Here is a 19,961-nt window from a genome sequence, read left to right as displayed (position 1 = left end):
TGTATTTTAACCGTGGATAAACTAAGCCACATTAACCGATTTAGCTAAACTGCTACTTTGGAAAAACTCATCATGCAATGCGCAAATCGCGTGCTGGTATTCCTTATCACCGACAACAAATTGAACATTTACATTTCTCAATGATGAGTGCAGTGCAACTGGCGTAACGCCATTATTCATCAATGCAAGCACACCTTTCGCCAACGTCTTGTTGGTATCAATTTGAGAACCGATGGCTGAGATAAGCGCGACCATACGACCTTTAATCGAGGCATTCGGATAACGTTTCTCGGCTTTATACAATACTTTGTTTAAGCTATCTGTACTGCCACCTAGATAGTAAGTAATAGAGTTAGCGTTCATCTCTTTACCAACCAAACTTACACGAGCATCGGAGATGATTTCCATCAATTCGTAACTAACGTTATCGGCTTTTCCTACCATTGCTTGGTCAAACAAATGCAGTGCAAATACTTTCTCTTTACCTGCGATGATCTCGACTTTGTCTTCTTCTGGGCGGTAGCTTGAAGAGATCAAAGTACCTTCGTGTTCAGGTTCGAATGTATTTTTAATCTGTAGCTCAATACCACTTTCACGCAAACCCGCAGCGGCATTTGGGTGAATCGCTTCCATGCCAAGGTTGGCAAGTTGGTCTGCTACGTCATAGTTTGTACTACCAATTGGTAATACTTTTTCAGGGCCAACAACGCGTGGGTCCGCTGAGCTCAAGTGGTACTCTTTGTGAATTACTGCTAAATCCGCTTTTGTTATTGCTGCAATTCGGCTAAATGTCATCTCACTATAACCTCGGTCATAAGTGTGCATTAGGCCCTCTTTACAGTAAGCATAACCTGTCACGATTGGCAGTTCTTTTGATACATCGATATCAGCAAACGCGTCACTGATCGACTCATCAAGGCTTCTTGGCGCTTGATTATCCCAACCAGACAGGTCAACGAACTTAGCGTTAATACCCATATTTTTTAGTTTTAGTGCTGTGTTGTAAGCACTATGTGCCTCACCGATAGACGAGAGAAACTCTCGAATTTGAGGCAAGTACTGGCGCAACGAAAATTGACCGTACTGACAGGTTTCTAAAATATTCGCGATACAGTTTTTCGCTTCAGCAATGCGGGAGCGAATGAATTTATCCGCACGGATACGATTCATTGGGTCCGCAAAAATATTTTCATTGGTCAGCAACATACGGCTTTCAACGTACGCTAACGCTTCTTCCCATTTGTCGTCGCGTTTCGCGATAAGCTGATAAACGCCTGGTTTACTGGTTTTTTTACACTCAAGCAGCGCATCGGTCATACCACCGTATGCAGATACGACAAAAATACGATTGTATGGCGTTTTGGGACGAAGAATAATATTGTCGAGAACAGCATCAAATGCTGTCATTGATGTACCGCCGATTTTTTCTACGGTAAATGTCATGATAAGCCTTTTTTGATTGGTAACTTTAAAAAGAAAAAAGAAGAGATAGTAAAGTGTGGGGTGGCAAAGCACCCCACCATCATCTTTTAGTCAACGAGAGGATAAACACCGTTTTCATCGTGCACTTCAGCGCCAGTAATCGGTGGGTTAAACACACACGCCATTACCATTTCTTTATTCTTATAAGCTCTCAAGTAGTGCTCATCGTGTTTATCAAGGATGTATAATGTACCTGGTTTGATTGGGTACGTTTCTCCACCTACAACTTCAATCTCACCTTCACCACTCATACAAAACACCGATTCAAGGTGGTTTTGATAGTGAATATGAGTTTCTGTATCTTCATAAATCGTTGTGATGTGGAAAGAGAAACCCATGTTGTCGTCTTTCAACAACATGCGGACACTTTCCCAGTTATCTGAAACAACACGTCGTTCGCTGTTGCGGCATTCATCTAGAGTTCTGACGATCATAATTAAAATCCTTATTAAGATGCTTGTTTGAAATGTTTCGCAGCGATAGTCTCTACTGCATTTTCAAAGATGCTTAGTCCTTGATCTAGCTCTGATTCGCTGATGGTTAGTGGACAGAAGAACTTCACAACTTCATCGTCTGGACCCGCTGTCTCTATCACCATTCCATTCTCGAAACAGTTTTTCGCAATTTCAGATGCCATGTCACCATTGATACATTCAATACCAACCATCATGCCGCGGCCTTTTTTCTGCACAAACATTTGTGGAAAGCGACGAACACAACGGTCAATAACAGCACTTACCTTGTCTGAACACTGCTTGATGTGTGTTTCAAAATCATCGTTTGCCCAGTAAATTTCTAGTGCTTTTGCAGCAGTAATAAAGGCGTGATTATTGCCACGGAACGTACCGTTATGCTCGCCTGGCTTCCACTGGTCAAGCTCAGGCTTAAGTAATACGACAGCCATCGGCAAACCGTAACCACCGATCGACTTCGATAGCGTCACGATATCCGGTTGGATACCAGACGGCTCGAAACTAAAGAAAGTACCGGTACGTCCGCAACCTGCTTGAATGTCATCGACAATCACAAGAATGTCATTGGCTTTACAGATTTTGCTCAAACGTTGTAACCACTCGTTTGAAGCAGCATTTAAACCACCTTCACCCTGCACAGTTTCAAGAAGTACAGCGGCTGGTTTATCCATACCTGCAGAGTTATCATTTAGCATGGTTTCGAACAGCGCGAGACCATCTACGCCAGCGTAACCTTCAAATGGAATACGAGTGACGTTACTTAGACTAGAACCGTTACCTTGTCTGTGATGCTGGTTACCCGTTGCAGCCAGTGCGCCAGCAGTACAACCATGGAAACCGTTAGTAAACGCAACGACGCTGTCGCGGCCTTTTACTTTTTTAGCCAGCTTCAATGCCGCCTCAACAGCGTTAGTGCCTGTTGGGCCCGTAAACTGAACCTTGTAATCCAAGTTTCTTGGTTTAAGGATGTAAGTATCCAACGCTTCCAGAAACGATGCTTTCGCTTCTGAGTGCATATCCAAACCGTGAGTAATACCGTCCATTTCAATGTACTCAAGCAACGCTTGTTTTAGTACTGGATTGTTATGGCCATAATTTAGAGATCCCGCTCCAGCAAGGAAGTCTAAGTATCGTTCACCTTGTTCTGTTTCTAGCCAGCAGCCTTTCGCTTTACGAAAAACGACCGGGAAATTGTTTGAATATGAGCGTACGTTGGATTCCTGCTTTTTGAAAATATCCATGATGAGACCGTTTTTAATTCCTATTGTTTGAGGATTATTTGAGAGGAATGCGATACAAATATTCTGTATCGTGTTTGCCTTTAAAGTGGGCTTCTTCATCCAAAAATGTGCTTACTTGGCCAGAATTGCCGTTCATCGCATCTAACTTTTTGAACAGTGCCCAAGAGGCTTTATTATCTTCCGTGATGGTAGTTTCTACCGATTTAACACCGCCTAATTCCTCTCGGGTGAGAAGTTCTTTCAACATGCGGAATGCTAAACCATGACCTCTAAAGCGAGGTGAGACTGCAACTTGCCAGACAAATAAAACGTCTTGCTCGTCTGGTTTCTGATAACCGGAAATGAAACCTGCGATTTCGCCTTTTTGCTCAACCAAAATACTGGTTTTGCTGAAATGCGTAGACTGTAGGAAATTGCAATAAGATGAGTTCATGTCCAATGGAGGACAGTCTGCAATCAAGCTGTAAATGTCGTCACCATCAGAGATTTTAGGTTCACGAAAAATCCATTTTTTACTTGAGTCTTCTCCAATCTCTGGATAAAGGACCCAAGGTGCTGATGTGATCATGTGAAAATACATATCCTTTGAGGTCTAATTAAATTTCCTTTTTATTATGGGCATCCCTCGCGACTAAAAATCAAATAATCCGCCTTTTTATCGGTATTTTTGTGATATAGATCACAAAAACAAACCTATTAACCAAAAGTTAAAATAGTTCGAGGTCTAATTTATTAAATAGTCACCTAAATGCGCAGTACAAAAAACAACCAGAATAAGACCATTTTCCATGCTGTTCATTTCTCAGAGAAAAATAGAAATCCAAAAAAAAGCGGCATGCTTTCGCATACCGCTTTTATCAATAATTTAACTGCTGATACTAGTTATTTTGATTTCTTAGAAACCGCCTTTGGACGAGGTTCATCCATCAAACCTTTTATCAAAGATACCGTTGCAACAAGCAAAACAATAGTAAATGGTAAACCAGTCGTCACCGCCATTGCTTGAGCAGCAGCTAGACCACCACCCAACATCAATGCAATCGCAACCAAACCTTCAAACGTACACCAGAACACGCGTTGTGGCGTTGGTGCATCGACCTTACCGCCCGCAGCAATAGTATCAATAACCAGTGATCCTGAGTCAGAAGAGGTAATGAAGAACACCACGACTAAGATAATGCCGACAAAAGATGTTATCTCAGCCAATGGCATAACATCTAACATGGCAAAAAGTTTTAAAGGTAGTTCTGCGTTAAACACCGCCTCGTAGCCATCATTAACGTATTGGCTAATTGCGTTACCGCCAAAAGCCGTCATCCATAACACACAAACTGAAGATGGGATAAGAATAACGCAAATAATAAACTCACGAACTGAACGACCGCGAGACACACGTGCGATGAACATACCCACAAATGGTGACCAAGAAATCCACCACGCCCAGTAAAACGCCGTCCAGCCTTGAGAGTAATTCACATCCTCTCGTCCAAATGGCATAGATAAGGCAGGGATATTAGCCACATAGGAAACGATGTTCTCGAAGAAACCAGTTAAAATCGCAATCGTCGGGCCAACAACAATAACAAATAGCAATAGCAGCGCTGCAAGACCCATGTTGATTTCAGATAAGATTTTCACGCCCTTATCGAGTCCAGCCACAACAGAGATTAAAGCGAGCGCAGTAATACCAATAATCAATATAACCTGCGTGGTATTGGTCATTGGGACATCAAACAGGAAGTTCAAACCCGTTGCGGCTTGAGACGCACCGTAGCCTAGCGATGTTGCTAAACCAAAAACCGTCGCTACCACTGCAAGAATATCGATAATATGACCAGTCCAACCCCATACACGCTCACCAAACAAAGGGTAAAAAATTGAGCGCATGGTGAGTGGCAAACCTTTGTTAAATGAAAAGATAGCCAGTCCAAGAGCCAAGAGCGCGTATATTGACCACGGATGAAGTGCCCAGTGGTAAATCGTCGCAGCCATCCCTAATGCCGAAGCTGCAGTTGCATCGCCCTCTGCACCACCTAGCGGTGCCCAGTCAGTACGTACACCATTCTCAACGCTCACGCCACCAATCGCAGAACTAAAATGGGACATCGGTTCTGATACACCGAAGAATACGAGACCAATGCCCATACCTGCAGCAAATAGCATTGCCAACCATCCGGCATAGGAGTAATCCGGTGTTGCTTCAGTACCACCGATTCGCACACGGCCCAATGGTGTGAAGATCAATCCGACACAGACAATGACAAAAATATTACCTGAAGCGAGAAAAAACCAGTCTAAATTGTGTAACAAACCCGCTCGTAGGTCTGCAAAAAACGGCTCTACCTGTTCTCGGAATAATAGTGTTATCACAACAAACATGACGATTGCTAAGCCAGAAATTGCAAAAACACGGTTGTGAATATCAAGGCCAAATGGGCCTACCTTTAGCGCAACGTTATCCTGACCAATTTGATAGTCAGTATCTATTGCGTTTACTTTTCCATCGGGGCGTTGAATGCCACCGTTATTATCGGTGCTCACGGATAATCTCCTTAAAAATACGTGACCAAGTTTAAATTACTTTCGTCGGAGTTCGAGTAATGAAACGTCTTCATTACTACCAAGCACATGTTCATAAAACATTGTTCTTATAAGCGGTTACTCAATCCGCCATCATAATCTTAAAGCCCCCTATCTCTCATTGCATTTTATTGTTTTCACCATAAATAACGCCTATTGCCAAACCGAAGATATTGGGATGTTTCGATTAAAGTGATACTGCAGTTGCGCTTGAAACAGCTCCGCAGTTGCTAACGCATCCGTCAGGGCATGGTGAGGTTGATAAGCAGGGAGGCCATATCTTTCACGAGCGTGCCCTAATCGTACAGAACCGGGTTTCTTGCCTTTCAACTTATTGATAAAACCTCTGCATTCACGGCGTTGTATCGCATACTCAATATCTAACGTATCAACAACAGGAAACTGTATCCCCTCTCCGATGCTATTTAGCAAGGCGTTATTAAAGAACTGCCTTTCAATGTTCTTGTAGTGAACAAGTACCACTTTGCCTGACAACGCATCCAATATTTCACCCAAGATCTGAGACAGCTGCGGCGCGTTTTTAACCTCAGAGTCAGTGATACCGTGAATAATGACAGACTCGTGGTTTAACTCTCTGTTTGGGTTAACGACCCAATGAGCAGAGCCATTACATTGAACACGATCAATAGTAAACGGGACAAGTCCGATCGTGAGAATGACATCCTCTTCCGAGTTCAATCCTGTTGTCTCAAAGTCTACCGAGACAAATGGCACTTGTTCAATTGGTGTTTCCCCATTAACCATCGGTGTCGAATAGTAGCGTTTGAGCCTCTCGTCTTTCGCTTCTTTAGCTAGTTGTTTGAACAACATTGACCACTCTGGCGTCTGGGATGTATCCAACAACGGCTGTTCTTTTTCTACTTTTTTTGAGAACCACATTATTTGCTACTTCTCTGGTATCGAAACTTAATGAAGTTCTGAGCGTTACTTAGAATTTGAAATGCTGCTTTTAAGTTTCGACGTTCAAATTCAGACATGTTCTCCGGCTCAATATTGTTGTCTGGCTCTTCTCCATTTTCTATATCAAGGGCTTGGTGACGAATTCGAACCATGTAGATTAGCTCCATCGCATCCCTTAAATCCAAACCTCGACCTTTCGGTAAAATGCCAGCATCATTAATGTCATCTAAACGGTCGAAAGAGTTTTGCGATCGCGAACCGATTGCCAGAGAATGCACCCGTATTAAATCGGCCAACGGAGCCGTCCCCCTTCGCTTCAAGTTAATCGAGTTGCGATGACGACCATCTTTCTCCATCACAAAGTCTTTGAAAAAGCCCAGTGGAGGCGTCCTACGTATTGCGTTATACGCCATACAAGCAAGAAAGCGGTTATTTCTTTTCGCTCGTCTCACAATAAAGCTGCTTAATTGCTCCGCCCATTTCACTCGCCCATGCACACCGAGGAGATCAAAAAAGATATTACTATTTAACAATCTCTCAGGGGTTGGATTGTCTATCCAGTTTCCAAAGCATTCTTCCCATTCTGCACGAGTTTTTCGCCATTCTGGGTTGGTAGCCATAATGTCTCCAGTACAATAAGCATAGCCGCATGCCGCTAAACCATCACAAACAAATTTAGCAAACTTTTCAAAGTACTCTCCGTGAATCTCAACGTCATAACTGTTATCGAGAATAAGGGCGTTATCTTGATCCGTTACAATTAGCTGCTCATCCCTCGCCATTGAACCCATTGCGACTAAACAATAAGGAATGGGCGCTGGGCCGAACTCTTGCTCAGCTAATTCAGCGAGGCGTTGTTTGAAACTACTGCCTATAACCGACATGGCTCGACCAATCATGTGCGCGTTGGCATCTTCATTGACCATTCTTACGAAACAGTCTTTTACTTGTTCAGAAACCTGCTTGAGATCCTCGACACTGGTTTGCTGAAAAATAGAGCTCACTAGCAATAGGCTGTTCTGAGATTCGTAACGAACGATGTCCGTCATGCCAATAATTCCTATCGGCTTTTTATCTTTTAAAATTGGTAAATGATGCACGTTGTAACGCAACATGGTTAACATGGCCTCAAACACATAGGCGTTATAATCCAATGAAACCACGTCATAACTCATGACCTCACTCACTGGAATATTGGTATCAATACCTTGAGCTAGTACGCGAATGCAAAGATCGCGATCAGTCAATATTCCAAGCAGCTGTTCATCATCTTCTTCTGTGAGCTCCTCTGTCGGGCGAATAATGAGCAGAGAGGTGACATTTTCCTCTGCCATTAGTATCGCAGCTTCCTGAATTGAAGCCGTTGCCTCCAGAGTTACTGGATCTCTTGCTAAGATTTTACGTGCCTTAGCGGTGGTAAAGTCATTGCTTTCGGAGCGGCTAGATATTGCGCTTCGCAAACGCGCGCTATCTTCCAGTTCCATGTAGTCCGCAAAGTTTTCAAACTCATCACAAAGTTCATTGAAGATGTTTTCCGGAATACAGTAAACGAGAGTGTCTTCTATCGCTTTGGCTGGCATACGTACGCGGTTGTTCATCAACAACCCCATCTGACCAAACAGTCCACCAGCATCAATCCTGTTGTAAAGTTCACCTTTACGTCGATAAATCTCTACCGCCCCACTTCTCACCATATACAAGTCGCGGATCGTATCTCCGAAGTTAAGGATTTTTGTTCCTTGCCGAAAGTATGCAACCTCGGCATTGAGAGCAATTTTTCTAAGCTGCTCTTCAGGTAGGTCATCAAAAGGTGGGTACTGGCTAATGAAATTGAGCACTTCTAACTGTTCGGCTTCCATTTTTTATTCCATACGTTGCCTAAACTACAGCGATAAATATCACCCTGAGTGAAATCAAGCAATAAATAAATCTAAGGATAACAGTACCTAACCGATTTCACAGGACCAAGCCTTAACCAAAAATTAGAGCTCTAACCTTTTTATATGTAGAGTTCTAAGCTATCACAGCTTATATCTATGCAAGCGAGTTGAGTTGAAATGTACAAAAAAATTCAAAATAAATTCAACCCTACGTCAGGGCAACGTTATGGCGGATAAAAACACATCACAAGCAATTGTTTTAAATATAAAAAATAAGAATTGAACATACCTTGCTCAACGAATTCTCTATGCACGGCAGAACTAGTTAACCAACCCCCTTTCGTTGAAAGTTGAACTAAAATTAATTAGAGTACAAATCGTTAAACAGTTATAAACACACGAAAAAGGACAGATAACATGGATCCCATACTGGAAGTTAAGGGACTGTATAAAGTGTTTGGAGAAGACCCAGAGAGAGCCTTCTCGCTTATCGACAAAGGCGTCGATAAAGACGGTATTTTTGAACAGACAGGTTTAACAGTCGGCGTAAACGATGTATCTCTCACCATAAATGAAGGGGAAATTTTCGTAATCATGGGCCTTTCTGGCTCCGGGAAATCCACCCTTGTTCGACTTCTTAACCGGCTCATTGAGCCGACTAAAGGTAGTGTTTATCTCAAAGGAAGAGATATCGCCCACATCTCCGAGAATGAACTTCGAGAAGTTCGTCGTAATAATATCTCAATGGTGTTTCAAAGTTTCGCACTCATGCCACACATGACGGTGATTGAAAATGCCGCCTTTGGTTTAGAACTTGCCGGCATCGATGTTAATGAGCGTCAGAAAAGTGCCCTTTCCGCCTTAGAAAGAGTGGGTTTAGACCCTTATGCAGAATCTTTCCCTGACGAATTATCCGGTGGTATGAAACAGCGCGTTGGTTTAGCGAGAGCGTTAGCTTGTGATCCAGACATCCTATTAATGGACGAGGCGTTTTCCGCTTTAGACCCATTGATCCGTTCTGAGATGCAAGATGAGCTTATTCGTCTACAGAACGATGACAAACGCACAATTGTCTTCATTTCTCATGATTTGGATGAAGCAATGCGCATTGGCGACCGTATCGCCATCATGCAAAACGGTGAGGTTGTTCAGGTTGGTACACCTGATGAAATATTACACAGTCCAGCAAATGATTATGTCGAAGCGTTTTTCCGCGGCGTAAACATCGCAAGTGTCTTGACAGCAAAAGATATCGCGCGCAAGAAGCCAGCGGCTGTTTTTAAGAAATCGGAAAATGACGGTCCAGGCTCTGCGATGCAGATTCTGATGGATCACGACCGTGATTACGGTATTGTCGTCGATAAATCTAGCCGATATTCCGGCATCGTATCTCTTGATTCACTACGTTTGGCTCATAAAGAAAACCGTTCGTTAGCCAGTGCTCAATTACCGGATGAAGTTACTCTTCAGCCTGATCAGTCAATTAATGACATTTTGGGTCTGGTTGCTGGTGTTCCTTATGCCGTGCCTGTCGTAGATGAGAAAGGAACTTACTTTGGTGTCGTGACTAAATCACGTCTTCTACAAACACTAGATAAGGATTAACACGATGTCTTCAGAGCAAACTAACAATGATCCCTGGTCAAATACTGCTCCTGCGCAAGATGATCCTTGGTCGCAAGGTACAGAGGCCGCGCCAAGTAATGATTGGCTCAACTCAGAAACTGTAGAGCAAGCGCCATTCGATATTATGAACCCATTCCAAGATGCGGTTTTACCCCTCGATAGCTGGGTAGAATCCGGTTTGAACTGGCTGGTGGAACATGGTCGACCTGTTTTCCAAGCAATACGAGTTCCAATCGACTTTATTCTAACGTCGTTTGAAACTGCTTTGGTGTCTACACCTGCGCCTATAATGGTACTCATTTTATTTTTGCTAGCGTGGCAGTTTTCCAATGTAAAACTTGGTTTTTCTACTCTTGTATCCCTTGTTTTCATCGGCCTAATTGGTGCGTGGTCACAAGCGATGACAACGCTAGCACTGGTGTTAACCGCCGTTTTCTTCTGTTTGCTTATAGGGCTACCAATGGGGATATGGTTGGCAAGGAGCCAAACCGCTGCCAAATTTGTTAGGCCAATATTAGATGCAATGCAAACGACTCCCGCGTTCGTTTACCTTGTGCCAATTGTTATGTTGTTTGGTATTGGTAACGTTCCTGGCGTAGTAGTAACGATCATTTTCGCCCTGCCTCCCGTTGTGCGCCTGACTATTTTGGGTATTCAGCAAGTACCTGAAGAGCTTATCGAAGCTGGCCACTCTTTCGGGGCAAACAAAAAACAGATGCTTTATCGCATCCAGTTACCGTTGGCGTTACCAACCATCATGGCAGGTGTAAACCAAACCTTAATGCTGTCACTTTCTATGGTAGTGATTGCTTCAATGATTGCTGTTGGCGGCTTAGGCCAAATGGTACTTCGTGGTATTGGCCGACTTGATATGGGTCTTGCTGCCGTTGGTGGCTTAGGCATCGTTATTCTTGCGATTTTGTTAGACCGTATCACCCAGGTGTTAGGGGTTAATGCGGGCAACACTAAACTTCGCTGGTATCACACAGGTCCTGTTTCATACCTATTAAAACTGAAAACAAAGACTAACCAAGACGATCTAAAACTTAGGAGAAACATCAATGAATAATTCATGGAAGAAAGCGCTCTCTGTTGGAGCTCTAAGTACTATCGCATTTTCAACTTATGGTGTGGCAAGTGAACTACCGGGTGAAGGTGTCACTGTTCAGCCTGTTCAATCAACCGTTGCAGAAGAAACATTTCAAACGTTGATCGTAAACCGCGCACTTGAAGAGCTTGGTTACGATGTTAAACCGACCAAAGAAGTGGACTACAACGTAGGCTACACCTCTATTGCTAAAGGTGATGCTACTTTCTTAGCGGTTGGTTGGTTCCCTCTTCACGCCGATAAGTACACGATGTCTGGCGGTGATGATAAGTTCTTCCGTAAAGGCCAATACGTAAGTGGTGCTGCGCAAGGTTATTTGATCGATAAGAAAACCGCGGAAAAATATAACATCACGAACATTGGTCAGTTAAAAGATCCAAAATTGGCGAAGCTATTCGATGCAAACGGCGATGGCAAAGCGGACTTAACTGGCTGCAACCCAGGTTGGGGTTGTGAAATGGTTGTTGAACATCAGTTGGATGCTTTCAAACTTCGTGACACAGTAACACACAACCAAGGTAACTACGCGGCGATTATCGCTGATACAATCTCACGTTACAAAAAAGGCGATCCGATTCTTTACTACACTTGGACACCGTACTGGGTAAGTGGCGTTTTAGTTCCAGGGAAAGATGTTGTGTGGTTAGAAGTGCCATTCTCTTCACTTCCTGGTGAGCGTAAGGACATTGATACGACACTAGAGAACGGTAAGAACTACGGCTTCGAGATGAACTCTATGCGCATCGTTGCCAATAAAGAGTTTACGGAAAAAAACCCTGCTGCTGCGAAGCTATTTGAAATCATCAAACTAAATATCAATGATGTTAGTGCTCAGAATATGATGATGAGCCAAGGTAAGAACAGCTCAGCGGACATCGAGTCTCATGTAAATGGTTGGATCAAAGCGAACCAGAAAAAGTTCGACGCATGGGTCGAAGAAGCGAAGAAAGCCGCAATGTAATCATGCCTTTATCAACCTCTAGAGCCAGTTGGTGTTATCAACTGGCTCTTTTTTTACACAAACGCCCCTCCCCCTTACATAGACATACCAACACTTACACTACTCGACCATAAACCCACATTATAATTCACGTTTATTTCACGCTTGCTTTGCTAAAAACAACACAACATAACAATTAAACTATTCGAATAAATATGAAAAACTTATCAAAGAGCTCTGTGTGGGGGCCTTTGCAGCCAATTGCTGCCTTTTCTTTGTTTTCGCTTCTATTTCTGTCTATCTCAAGAGTTTTGCTAGCTTTTTGGCAGATTGACCGTATTGACTCTCTAAACGACTTAATTTACATCCTAGGTCAAGGTTTGCGCGTAGATATTGCAACGCTTTGCTGGTTATTTATTCTTCCAGCACTGTTTTCAACCTTCATGCCATTAACCGGTAAGATGGGAGAGTGTTGGAAGCGAATATTACGCATATGGATGGTTTTAGGGCTTTGGGTGCTTGTATACATGGAGCTAGCAACAGCGCCATTCATTCAGGAATACGACCTACGTCCAAACCGCCTGTTTGTGGAATACTTAATCTACCCAAAAGAAGTCTTGAGTATGCTCTGGACTGGCTACAAATTAGAACTGTTTATTGGTGCGTTAGGTACAGTTTTAACCATCACTTTAGGTTGGAAGTGGAGTAAGAAACTGACCGATAAGGCGCAGCAGGTCAACTGGAAATGGCGACCACTATTGGCACTTTTCGTTGTTCTTTTTGGGGTTGCAGGTGCTCGCTCATCTTTAGGGCACCGCCCGCTAAATCCTGCTATGGTCGCCTTTTCTAACGATCCACTGCTTAACGACTTAGCACTGAACTCATCTTACTCATTGTTGTTTGCGGTTAATAGCATGAAGTCAGAAAAGAGTGCTGAGCAGTTCTACGGAAAAATGGACACTCAAAAGATGTTGGAATTAGTTCGCACTTCATCAACAAAGTCCGACTTCACCCCTTCATTACTCCCAACCATGAACAGTAACCCCGCGACTTACCAGGGTAAACATAAAAACTTAGTGATTTTGCTACAAGAAAGCTTAGGCGCCCAATTTGTCGGTGCTTTGGGTGGTTTGCCTCTAACACCAAACCTTGATGAACTCATGAAGGAAGGTTGGCAGTTCACACAAATGTACGCCACTGGTACTCGTTCTGTTCGTGGAATTGAAGCCGTAACCACGGGCTTTCCTCCATCTCCGTCTCGCGCGGTAGTGAAGCTGAGTAAAAGCCAAACGGGTTTCTTTACCATCGCGGACTTACTGAAAGCTCAAGGCTATCACACGCAATTTATTTACGGCGGTGAAGCCAACTTTGACAACATGAAAACTTTCTTCTTTGGTAACGGTTTTGATCAAATAGTAGAAGAAGACGATTATAACAACCCAAGCTTTGTTGGCTCTTGGGGTGTTAGTGATGAAGATCTATATAACAAAGCAAACGAAGAGTTTGAACGCCTTTCAAAAAGCGACAAACCTTTTTTTAGCTTAGTTTTTACGTCAAGTAATCATAGCCCTTATGAGTATCCAAAAGGCAAAATTGAGCCATACGATTCAGAATATATGACGCGTAACAACGCCGTTAAATATTCCGATTACGCTTTGGGCACTTTCTTTGAAAAGGCGAAAAAGTCATCTTATTGGGATGATACCATTTTCATTGTAATTGCAGATCATGATGCACGTGTTTCTGGCGCTAACCTTGTTCCAGTTAAGCACTTTCACATTCCAGCATTGATCCTTGGTAAAGGCATTCAACCACGTAAAGATGACCGCATAGCAAACAACATAGACATGCCGCCTACACTGTTATCTCTGATTGGGGTAGATGCTAAAACACCGATGATTGGTCGTGATTTAACGAAGCCACTGGCTCGCGAAGATGAACGCGCAATGATGCAATACGACAAAAACTTTGGTTATTTAACGCGCGACAATCTCGTTGTGCTTTCCCCTGGTGAAAAGATATCGACCCTGGCGTACGACTTTAAAGACCAAACCATGAAGCCGCTAGAGGTGGACGAGTCTATTATCGAGCGTGCAAAAGCAAACGCATTATTTGCATCTAAAGCGTATCAAAACAACTGGTATTCTTCCAAACACACTCATTAATACCAATGATTCCGCTGATAAAAAGGAGCTAAACGGCTCCTTTTTCTTATTCTGTCACTTACCTTCGAGAATGTTCTACTGACAACTCCTGTCGTTCCTTTCCGTTAGATTGCCCCTACTATTTCTAATTGATTAAGGAACAAACCATGCTGACTATCAATTCATTCGTTCTCTACGTTGAGGACATCCACATAAGCCAAGTTTTTTATTCGAAACTGTTCGAACGCAAAGTCACGCAGTTGTCTCCAACCTTCGCCGCTATTCCACTGACCGAAGGCTTAACGTTGACACTCAAGCAAAGAGATAATCTTTCACCCTACAGCGGAATTAGAGGTGGTGGCACCGAGTTGTCTTTATCGGTGCCCAATAGTCATATGCTAGAGCGCATTTACAAGCGCTGGAAAGACCTAGGTGTTGAGTTTGTTCAACCACCAGCGACATCAGTGTATGGGTTAAATTTTATGGCTATCGATCCAGATAAGCATCGCATTCGCGTTTTCATAAATGAATAAAAATGCGTTAAAAATGCTTTTTACCCATTCCCAATGTGACTTCAATAAATTAGACTCAAGGAAACATCAAAAGCGGCGTAGTAATAAGAAGGAATGCCCATGAGCTCAAGTATGATCCTTAGCGAATCCCTAATCGAGAGCGGAAGAGATATCCCCCTCAAAGAACTGCTTTATGCAAAGCGCGTGCTGGATAACTACATGGCAGTAGCCAAAGAAAGTAGCCCGCTTGAGCTATTAACTGAGATGAAATCGGCAGCAAAGCAAGTAGAATACTTTACAACGGCGAGTAACCCGTGTGAGGCTCGTAATGTCATCAGTCAGATGATTGATAAAATCGACACCGCGGAATCTTTTGCTTCGTTCAAAGCATTAGCAGGTAAGCCATCTCAAGCACTCAATGAACTAATTGAAGATCGAGCTCAGCTGATTAAACACGAACGAGAGCTCCTGCTCGCCTCAGGCTATGACGCCTCACGAATCTAATATACGCGACAGGCTAAAAGTCATAGCTAACAACGAAAAAGGAGCTCTTAAAGAGCTCCTTTTGCTTTTCAAAACCGGATACAAAAGACTTAAAGGCCGATATCTTCCGTTATTGCTTTGATTTGTTTGAGGTCCATTTTATAGACTTCAATCATTTGATCGACCTGACTTAGTCGTGAATTAGCTTCATCATGTTTATCACACGCGTCCGACTTCACGTCCCAAGATTTGCCTTCTAAAAATACGTCACACTCTTTCTTGAGTTTCTCAATCTTAGGTAATAATTTCGACCGTTCTTTCTCGAGAGACTCTAATTCTTGCGAAATTTTTAGCTCTTTCTGGAATACTTCGCGGGACCGCTCAAACATAGTCGCTTGCATATCCGCTTGACGACTCAACTTCTCATTTTCTGACTTCGTCGTGTTGATCTTATCTGCCTGCTGCTTCAATTGAGACTCTAGTGACAAGTTGACCTTCTCGACCTCAGTCAACTGCTTTTGCAACTTCTTAAGTGCTTTCTGATGAGCTTCATCTTTCGCGGCGAGTAACTCACTAACTTGGTTTTGTATTTCTTGGTCAAGCGCCTCTTCACGCACTTTTACTTGAGATGCCAACTGGGTTTTATCTTGCGTTAGTGCTTGATACTTTTCTTCTAATACGTGGTAAGTCGATTCCCACTTGTTCGCAGTGACAACCGATCCAACAAGGCCACCAAATGCCAAGCCTAACACCGCAGCGATTGCGATATAGATATGCGTACGTTTGTCACGCTCTTCAATGACAACTACGTCGTCTTGCTCTTCCATTTTGTTCTGAGAACTCACCGTATACTACTCCAAGGACTCTTTTACTTTGCTAGCGGATCAATTCCGCAAACATAATTGATGCTGTATAAATCAGAAATGCGCCAATTAATGTTATAACGGTCGCTTTTTGGACTTTTTCATTGGTTCGATAACGAAACAGCACAAATGCTACTGCAATCAACACCGCAATGGCTAATAATCTGGTCATACCGCCTCCTTGTCCACTCATGAAAAACTGCCTAGGTCCGTAGACTGTTTCACAAAGATTCATTGTAACCCATTTATACGTACCATAAGGTCAACTTAGCGTAGATTTTAAAATAAGTGCTCCGATTTTAATCAATTTTGTGTCCTTAATTGAATAACTTATGTCGTAACGATCGAAACACATTTATCGTTCTGAAGTGTTTTTGGGTTCCATTCCCTAACCCAATAAATTTTATTTATGCCGTGACTCGCACAAAAAGATTGGCAAACATACCTTCATGAAAATAGATAAGGTTATTTCATTGAAAATAAATTGACATAGGGTGTTGAAATGGACCAAAAACATGATAGAGTTCACACGTTAATGATGACCAGCATCATTAACTAACCTTTACTCATTTAATTGAGTAATTGTTCCGATGAAGACTGCAGGAGAGTGGTTATTAATCAAATTTTAACATTTGATTAGCATAACTCGCCGAAGAATTAACTATTTCAGGTGCTACCTAGGTAGCGGGGACTGTAGTTGGAGGAACCTCTGGAGAGAACCGTTAAATCGGTCGCCGAAGGAGCAAGTCTTGCACTCACGCAAGGTGAAACTCTCAGGCAAAAGGACAGAGGAGTGGAAAGTTACAACCTAACTATTTTGCTTGGCCTTCCCGCCTACAGCCAATAGCTTAGTTCTTTTAGAGATCGTTGATCTCGTCCTTTCCCTCTTCTCCTTATTAGTTGTTTTATTAAGGGGAAATCATGAACAACCTACAATCTTTACTACAAACCATCGATAATTTTGTCTGGGGTCCACCGCTGCTTATTTTGCTAGTGGGTACAGGTGTTTACTTCACTTTTAGCCTTGGCTTGATCCAGTTTAAACACCTCCCAACAGCGCTAGCGATGGTATTCAGTAAAGATAAGTCATCTAATACTCAAGGTGACGTTTCTAGCTTTGCAGCTCTTTGTACTGCACTCTCAGCAACAATTGGTACTGGTAACATTGTTGGTGTTGCCACAGCAATCAAACTCGGTGGACCAGGCGCTCTATTCTGGATGTGGCTCGCTGCCCTTTTCGGAATGGCGACTAAATACGCCGAATGTTTGTTGGCGGTTAAGTACCGAAGAGTCGATGATAAAGGCCAAATGATTGGTGGCCCAATGTATTACTTGCAATACGGTGTTGGCTCAAAAGCTCTCGCGATCATGTTTGCAGTGTTTGCTTTAGGTGTTGCTTGTTTTGGTATCGGTACGTTTCCACAAGTAAACGCGATTCTGGATGCAAGTGAGATATCTCTTGGTGTTAACCGTGAGCTATCTGCCTTTGTACTAACTCTTTTGGTTGCTTTCGTAACTTTGGGTGGCATCAAATCCATTGCTAACGTTGCAGGAAAAGTGGTTCCTACCATGGCTGTATTTTATGTGTTGGCGTGTTTAAGCGTGATCATCATGAATGCAGACCAATTGTTCAATGCCGTTGAATTAGTGCTGGTTTCAGCCTTTACATCAACAGCAGCGACTGGTGGTTTTCTAGGTGCAAGCATCATGTTGGCAATCCAATCAGGTATCGCTCGCGGTGTGTTCTCAAATGAATCAGGTTTGGGTAGCGCGCCTATGGCAGCAGCAGCAGCGAAGACAGACTCTTGTGTTAAACAAGGCCTAATTTCAATGACGGGTACCTTTTTCGATACCATCATTATTTGTACCATGACAGGCCTTGCTCTAATCCTGACCGGTGCATGGCAAAGTGACCTAGCAGGCGCCGCGATGACGACTCATGCTTTTGCGGTGGGTTTAAATGCAGATACATTTGGCCCTATGCTCGTCTCAATCGGTTTGATGTTCTTCGCTTTTACCACCATTCTTGGTTGGAACTACTACGGTGAGCGTTGCGTTGTGTTCCTGTTCGGAACTAAAGCTGTGCTTCCATACAAACTGATTTTCGTTGGCTTGGTGGCATCTGGTGCATTCCTTCACCTCGATATGATTTGGCTACTGGCTGATATCGTAAACGGTCTGATGGCAATTCCTAACCTGATTGGTTTGATCGCACTGCGTCACGTCGTACTGGCAGAAACCAAACTGTTCTTTAGCTCAACATCGCAATCAGGTGAAGTTGAAGCAGTGAAAGCTTAGTGAAATGACAGCTGTTCGGTCACAAACTACCAGTAACGGAGAGCAAAGCACATTAGAAATGGTAAAAACATAAAGCCCGCTATTATTTAGCGGGCTTTATTTATCTTCGGTTAAATGGTTAATCTCTCAACCATTGATGCTCAACGTTTTCTCCACGTTCTTCAAAAAACTTCGCATTTTTTTGCTTGAATTGATCCGCTTTCAACTCTGATAGCGGCCAGTCTAAAAATGCTTCTGTTACAAACGAGTCGCCGACACCAACCTCAATCGATTCTAGATGTTTCCCGATGTAGCGATAAAAGTAGCCTTGCCCAAACGCATCGCACACCATAGGTACATGCCTGACACGTTGATGATTGACAGAGACCGAAGCCCAAGTCGTCGTTTTAGGTTCACAGGTTTGCTCTTTTACAACGTCGACCTCAAATTTATTGTCCATAGTTGTCGAAACAAAAACGACAATAGCGTCATGCAAATACACACGCCTGAGCAATAACTGTTTAGTGTCTTGAGTTCGCGTTTGTTGTATTCCATTAGCAAAAGGCTCGAAGTAGCCCCAGTGCCAAGACCAGATCATGCCGCGTTGCGCAAACTGTACTTGTGGCCACGTATGCCAAGCAACAGCGGCACCTACCCCCACAATAAATACAGCGAGTAGTATCAACAATCGATAAATATTACGCATTAAACGGGTTTTTCAATTAATAACTTCACACCAAGTGCGACTAATACTGCGCCCGTCGCGCCTTCCATCCACTTCATAAAGCTTGCATTCTTTAGTAGATTTTTAGCCGAGTTAAGCGCGCCAGCTAAACCACACTGCCAAACCATCGCAATAGCAAAGTGTACAGATGCCATCATCATTGATTGAAGCAAGGGTGAACCTTCTGGATTCACAAACTGTGGCAAGAAAGCCAAATAGAAGACCGCCGTTTTCGGGTTCAAGACGTTAGAAAGAAAGCCCTCTCTAAAAGAGCGCTTACCATTAAACACTTCGTGAATCTGCTCGGTCACGGTCAATCCATCTTTCGACGACATTAGCGCTTTTAAACTGCTCAAACCAAGCCAGATAAGATAAGCTGCGCCAATCATTTTTACGATTTGGAACAACTCTGCTGATTGCGCAAGAATCGCCGAGATACCAACCGCAGAAAAAAAAGCATGTACGAATAAGCCAAAGCAAATCCCTAGACTGGTTGTACATCCATCTTTTAGGCCCGAGCGGCTAGTGTTACGGATAACAAGTGCAGTATCTAAACCTGGCGTTAACGTTAAAATCGTAATGGCAATAATAAATGCCTCGAAATTCAAAATATCCATATTATCGTGATAATTAATTGTCAATCCTTCATCAATACCGCCAATCCACAAGATTCGCAAGCTTCTTTTTTAAGAGAGCTATACAACTGG

18 protein-coding genes and 1 riboswitch are annotated in these 19,961 nt (G+C 43.0%); of the genes, 7 read left to right on the top strand and 11 right to left on the bottom strand.

What is annotated here, in order from left to right:
- Positions 1–21 precede the first annotated feature (21 nt).
- From R7Q41_RS05640 to R7Q41_RS05610, 7 genes are all read right to left on the bottom strand, one after another.
- Complete coding sequence (locus R7Q41_RS05640) at positions 22–1,443, bottom strand: aspartate kinase (RefSeq protein ID WP_005377768.1); 1,422 nt, start codon at positions 1,441–1,443, stop codon at positions 22–24.
- 86 nt (positions 1,444–1,529) lie between these two features.
- Positions 1,530–1,916, bottom strand: coding sequence for an ectoine synthase (locus R7Q41_RS05635; RefSeq protein ID WP_005377769.1), 387 nt, complete (start codon positions 1,914–1,916; stop codon positions 1,530–1,532).
- 14 nt (positions 1,917–1,930) lie between these two features.
- The gene (gene ectB, locus R7Q41_RS05630; protein ID WP_017820939.1) at positions 1,931–3,196 is read right to left on the bottom strand and encodes a diaminobutyrate--2-oxoglutarate transaminase; all 1,266 of its coding nucleotides are present in this window, start codon (positions 3,194–3,196) and stop codon (positions 1,931–1,933) included.
- A gap of 34 nt (positions 3,197–3,230) precedes the next feature.
- A complete protein-coding gene (gene ectA, locus R7Q41_RS05625; RefSeq protein ID WP_005393379.1) occupies positions 3,231–3,764 on the bottom strand; it encodes a diaminobutyrate acetyltransferase in 534 nt (177 codons plus the stop codon).
- Positions 3,765–4,078: 314 nt separating this feature from the next.
- Positions 4,079–5,737, bottom strand: coding sequence for a BCCT family transporter (locus R7Q41_RS05620; protein WP_005377772.1), 1,659 nt, complete (start codon positions 5,735–5,737; stop codon positions 4,079–4,081).
- A 192-nt stretch (positions 5,738–5,929) separates the two neighbouring features.
- A complete protein-coding gene (locus tag R7Q41_RS05615) occupies positions 5,930–6,676 on the bottom strand; it encodes a 3'-5' exonuclease (RefSeq protein ID WP_318144406.1) in 747 nt (248 codons plus the stop codon).
- Entirely contained in the window at positions 6,676–8,556 is a 1,881-nt protein-coding gene (locus R7Q41_RS05610) for a DUF294 nucleotidyltransferase-like domain-containing protein (RefSeq protein WP_005377775.1), read from the bottom strand. The genes R7Q41_RS05615 and R7Q41_RS05610 overlap by 1 nt, the downstream gene beginning before the upstream one ends.
- A gap of 438 nt (positions 8,557–8,994) precedes the next feature.
- On the opposite strand from R7Q41_RS05610, the gene proV reads away from it, so the two are divergent.
- The 6 genes from proV to R7Q41_RS05580 all read left to right on the top strand — a co-directional run bounded on the left by proV (position 8,995) and on the right by R7Q41_RS05580 (position 15,411).
- Positions 8,995–10,182: a glycine betaine/L-proline ABC transporter ATP-binding protein ProV gene (gene proV / locus R7Q41_RS05605; protein WP_005377777.1), complete on the top strand. Its 1,188-nt coding sequence runs from the start codon at positions 8,995–8,997 to the stop codon at positions 10,180–10,182.
- Between the two features lie 4 nt (positions 10,183–10,186).
- Positions 10,187–11,272: a glycine betaine/L-proline ABC transporter permease ProW gene (gene proW / locus R7Q41_RS05600; protein WP_005377778.1), complete on the top strand. Its 1,086-nt coding sequence runs from the start codon at positions 10,187–10,189 to the stop codon at positions 11,270–11,272.
- A complete protein-coding gene (gene proX / locus R7Q41_RS05595; RefSeq protein WP_054865582.1) occupies positions 11,265–12,272 on the top strand; it encodes a glycine betaine/L-proline ABC transporter substrate-binding protein ProX in 1,008 nt (335 codons plus the stop codon). The genes proW and proX overlap by 8 nt, the downstream gene beginning before the upstream one ends.
- Positions 12,273–12,466: 194 nt before the next feature.
- The gene (locus tag R7Q41_RS05590) at positions 12,467–14,416 is read left to right on the top strand and encodes an LTA synthase family protein (protein ID WP_017633995.1); all 1,950 of its coding nucleotides are present in this window, start codon (positions 12,467–12,469) and stop codon (positions 14,414–14,416) included.
- Between the two features lie 146 nt (positions 14,417–14,562).
- Positions 14,563–14,928 carry a VOC family protein gene (locus tag R7Q41_RS05585; RefSeq protein WP_005377781.1) on the top strand — a complete coding sequence of 122 codons (366 nt, stop codon included), beginning with the start codon at positions 14,563–14,565 and terminating at the stop codon, positions 14,926–14,928.
- Between the two features lie 99 nt (positions 14,929–15,027).
- Positions 15,028–15,411 (top strand): hypothetical protein, encoded by a 384-nt coding sequence (locus tag R7Q41_RS05580; protein ID WP_318144405.1) that lies wholly within the window; start codon positions 15,028–15,030, stop codon positions 15,409–15,411.
- 89 nt (positions 15,412–15,500) lie between these two features.
- On the opposite strand, the gene R7Q41_RS05575 is transcribed toward R7Q41_RS05580, so the two are convergent.
- Positions 15,501–16,235, bottom strand: coding sequence for a chromosome segregation ATPase (locus R7Q41_RS05575; protein WP_017820934.1), 735 nt, complete (start codon positions 16,233–16,235; stop codon positions 15,501–15,503).
- A gap of 31 nt (positions 16,236–16,266) precedes the next feature.
- Entirely contained in the window at positions 16,267–16,425 is a 159-nt protein-coding gene (locus R7Q41_RS05570) for a hypothetical protein (RefSeq protein WP_005377784.1), read from the bottom strand.
- A gap of 527 nt (positions 16,426–16,952) precedes the next feature.
- Positions 16,953–17,052: riboswitch (glycine riboswitch) on the top strand.
- A 122-nt stretch (positions 17,053–17,174) separates the two neighbouring features.
- Here R7Q41_RS05570 and R7Q41_RS05565 point away from each other — a divergent pair.
- Complete coding sequence (locus R7Q41_RS05565; protein WP_005377785.1) at positions 17,175–18,551, top strand: alanine/glycine:cation symporter family protein; 1,377 nt, start codon at positions 17,175–17,177, stop codon at positions 18,549–18,551.
- Between the two features lie 118 nt (positions 18,552–18,669).
- Here the strand turns inward: R7Q41_RS05565 and R7Q41_RS05560 are convergent, their stop codons facing one another.
- Together R7Q41_RS05560 and R7Q41_RS05555 are read right to left on the bottom strand one after the other, a co-directional pair.
- Positions 18,670–19,236: a hypothetical protein gene (locus tag R7Q41_RS05560; protein ID WP_025766721.1), complete on the bottom strand. Its 567-nt coding sequence runs from the start codon at positions 19,234–19,236 to the stop codon at positions 18,670–18,672.
- The gene (locus R7Q41_RS05555) at positions 19,236–19,871 is read right to left on the bottom strand and encodes a LysE family translocator (RefSeq protein ID WP_017820932.1); all 636 of its coding nucleotides are present in this window, start codon (positions 19,869–19,871) and stop codon (positions 19,236–19,238) included. Before R7Q41_RS05555 ends, R7Q41_RS05560 begins: the two co-directional genes overlap by 1 nt.
- Positions 19,872–19,961 lie beyond the last annotated feature (90 nt).

The organism is Vibrio sp. 2096, assembly GCF_033339595.1.
GTDB lineage: Bacteria > Pseudomonadota > Gammaproteobacteria > Enterobacterales > Vibrionaceae > Vibrio > Vibrio alginolyticus.
Note: the sequence above shows the minus strand (reverse complement) of the source record. Positions and strands in the feature narration are given on the sequence as shown.

What these genes read in the sequence shown, in the direction of transcription:
- R7Q41_RS05570 (WP_005377784.1), bottom strand. Translation starts at nt 16,425, where the DNA reads ATGACCAGATTATTAGCCATTGCGGTGTTGATTGCAGTAGCATTTGTG.
- R7Q41_RS05560 (WP_025766721.1), bottom strand. Translation starts at nt 19,236, where the DNA reads ATGCGTAATATTTATCGATTGTTGATACTACTCGCTGTATTTATTGTG.
- proV (WP_005377777.1), top strand. Translation starts at nt 8,995, where the DNA reads ATGGATCCCATACTGGAAGTTAAGGGACTGTATAAAGTGTTTGGAGAA.
- R7Q41_RS05635 (WP_005377769.1), bottom strand. Translation starts at nt 1,916, where the DNA reads ATGATCGTCAGAACTCTAGATGAATGCCGCAACAGCGAACGACGTGTT.
- ectA (WP_005393379.1), bottom strand. Translation starts at nt 3,764, where the DNA reads ATGATCACATCAGCACCTTGGGTCCTTTATCCAGAGATTGGAGAAGAC.
- R7Q41_RS05615 (WP_318144406.1), bottom strand. Translation starts at nt 6,676, where the DNA reads ATGTGGTTCTCAAAAAAAGTAGAAAAAGAACAGCCGTTGTTGGATACA.
- R7Q41_RS05565 (WP_005377785.1), top strand. Translation starts at nt 17,175, where the DNA reads ATGAACAACCTACAATCTTTACTACAAACCATCGATAATTTTGTCTGG.
- R7Q41_RS05640 (WP_005377768.1), bottom strand. Translation starts at nt 1,443, where the DNA reads ATGACATTTACCGTAGAAAAAATCGGCGGTACATCAATGACAGCATTT.
- R7Q41_RS05580 (WP_318144405.1), top strand. Translation starts at nt 15,028, where the DNA reads ATGAGCTCAAGTATGATCCTTAGCGAATCCCTAATCGAGAGCGGAAGA.
- proX (WP_054865582.1), top strand. Translation starts at nt 11,265, where the DNA reads ATGAATAATTCATGGAAGAAAGCGCTCTCTGTTGGAGCTCTAAGTACT.
- R7Q41_RS05610 (WP_005377775.1), bottom strand. Translation starts at nt 8,556, where the DNA reads ATGGAAGCCGAACAGTTAGAAGTGCTCAATTTCATTAGCCAGTACCCA.
- proW (WP_005377778.1), top strand. Translation starts at nt 10,187, where the DNA reads ATGTCTTCAGAGCAAACTAACAATGATCCCTGGTCAAATACTGCTCCT.
- R7Q41_RS05590 (WP_017633995.1), top strand. Translation starts at nt 12,467, where the DNA reads ATGAAAAACTTATCAAAGAGCTCTGTGTGGGGGCCTTTGCAGCCAATT.
- R7Q41_RS05555 (WP_017820932.1), bottom strand. Translation starts at nt 19,871, where the DNA reads ATGGATATTTTGAATTTCGAGGCATTTATTATTGCCATTACGATTTTA.
- ectB (WP_017820939.1), bottom strand. Translation starts at nt 3,196, where the DNA reads ATGGATATTTTCAAAAAGCAGGAATCCAACGTACGCTCATATTCAAAC.
- R7Q41_RS05585 (WP_005377781.1), top strand. Translation starts at nt 14,563, where the DNA reads ATGCTGACTATCAATTCATTCGTTCTCTACGTTGAGGACATCCACATA.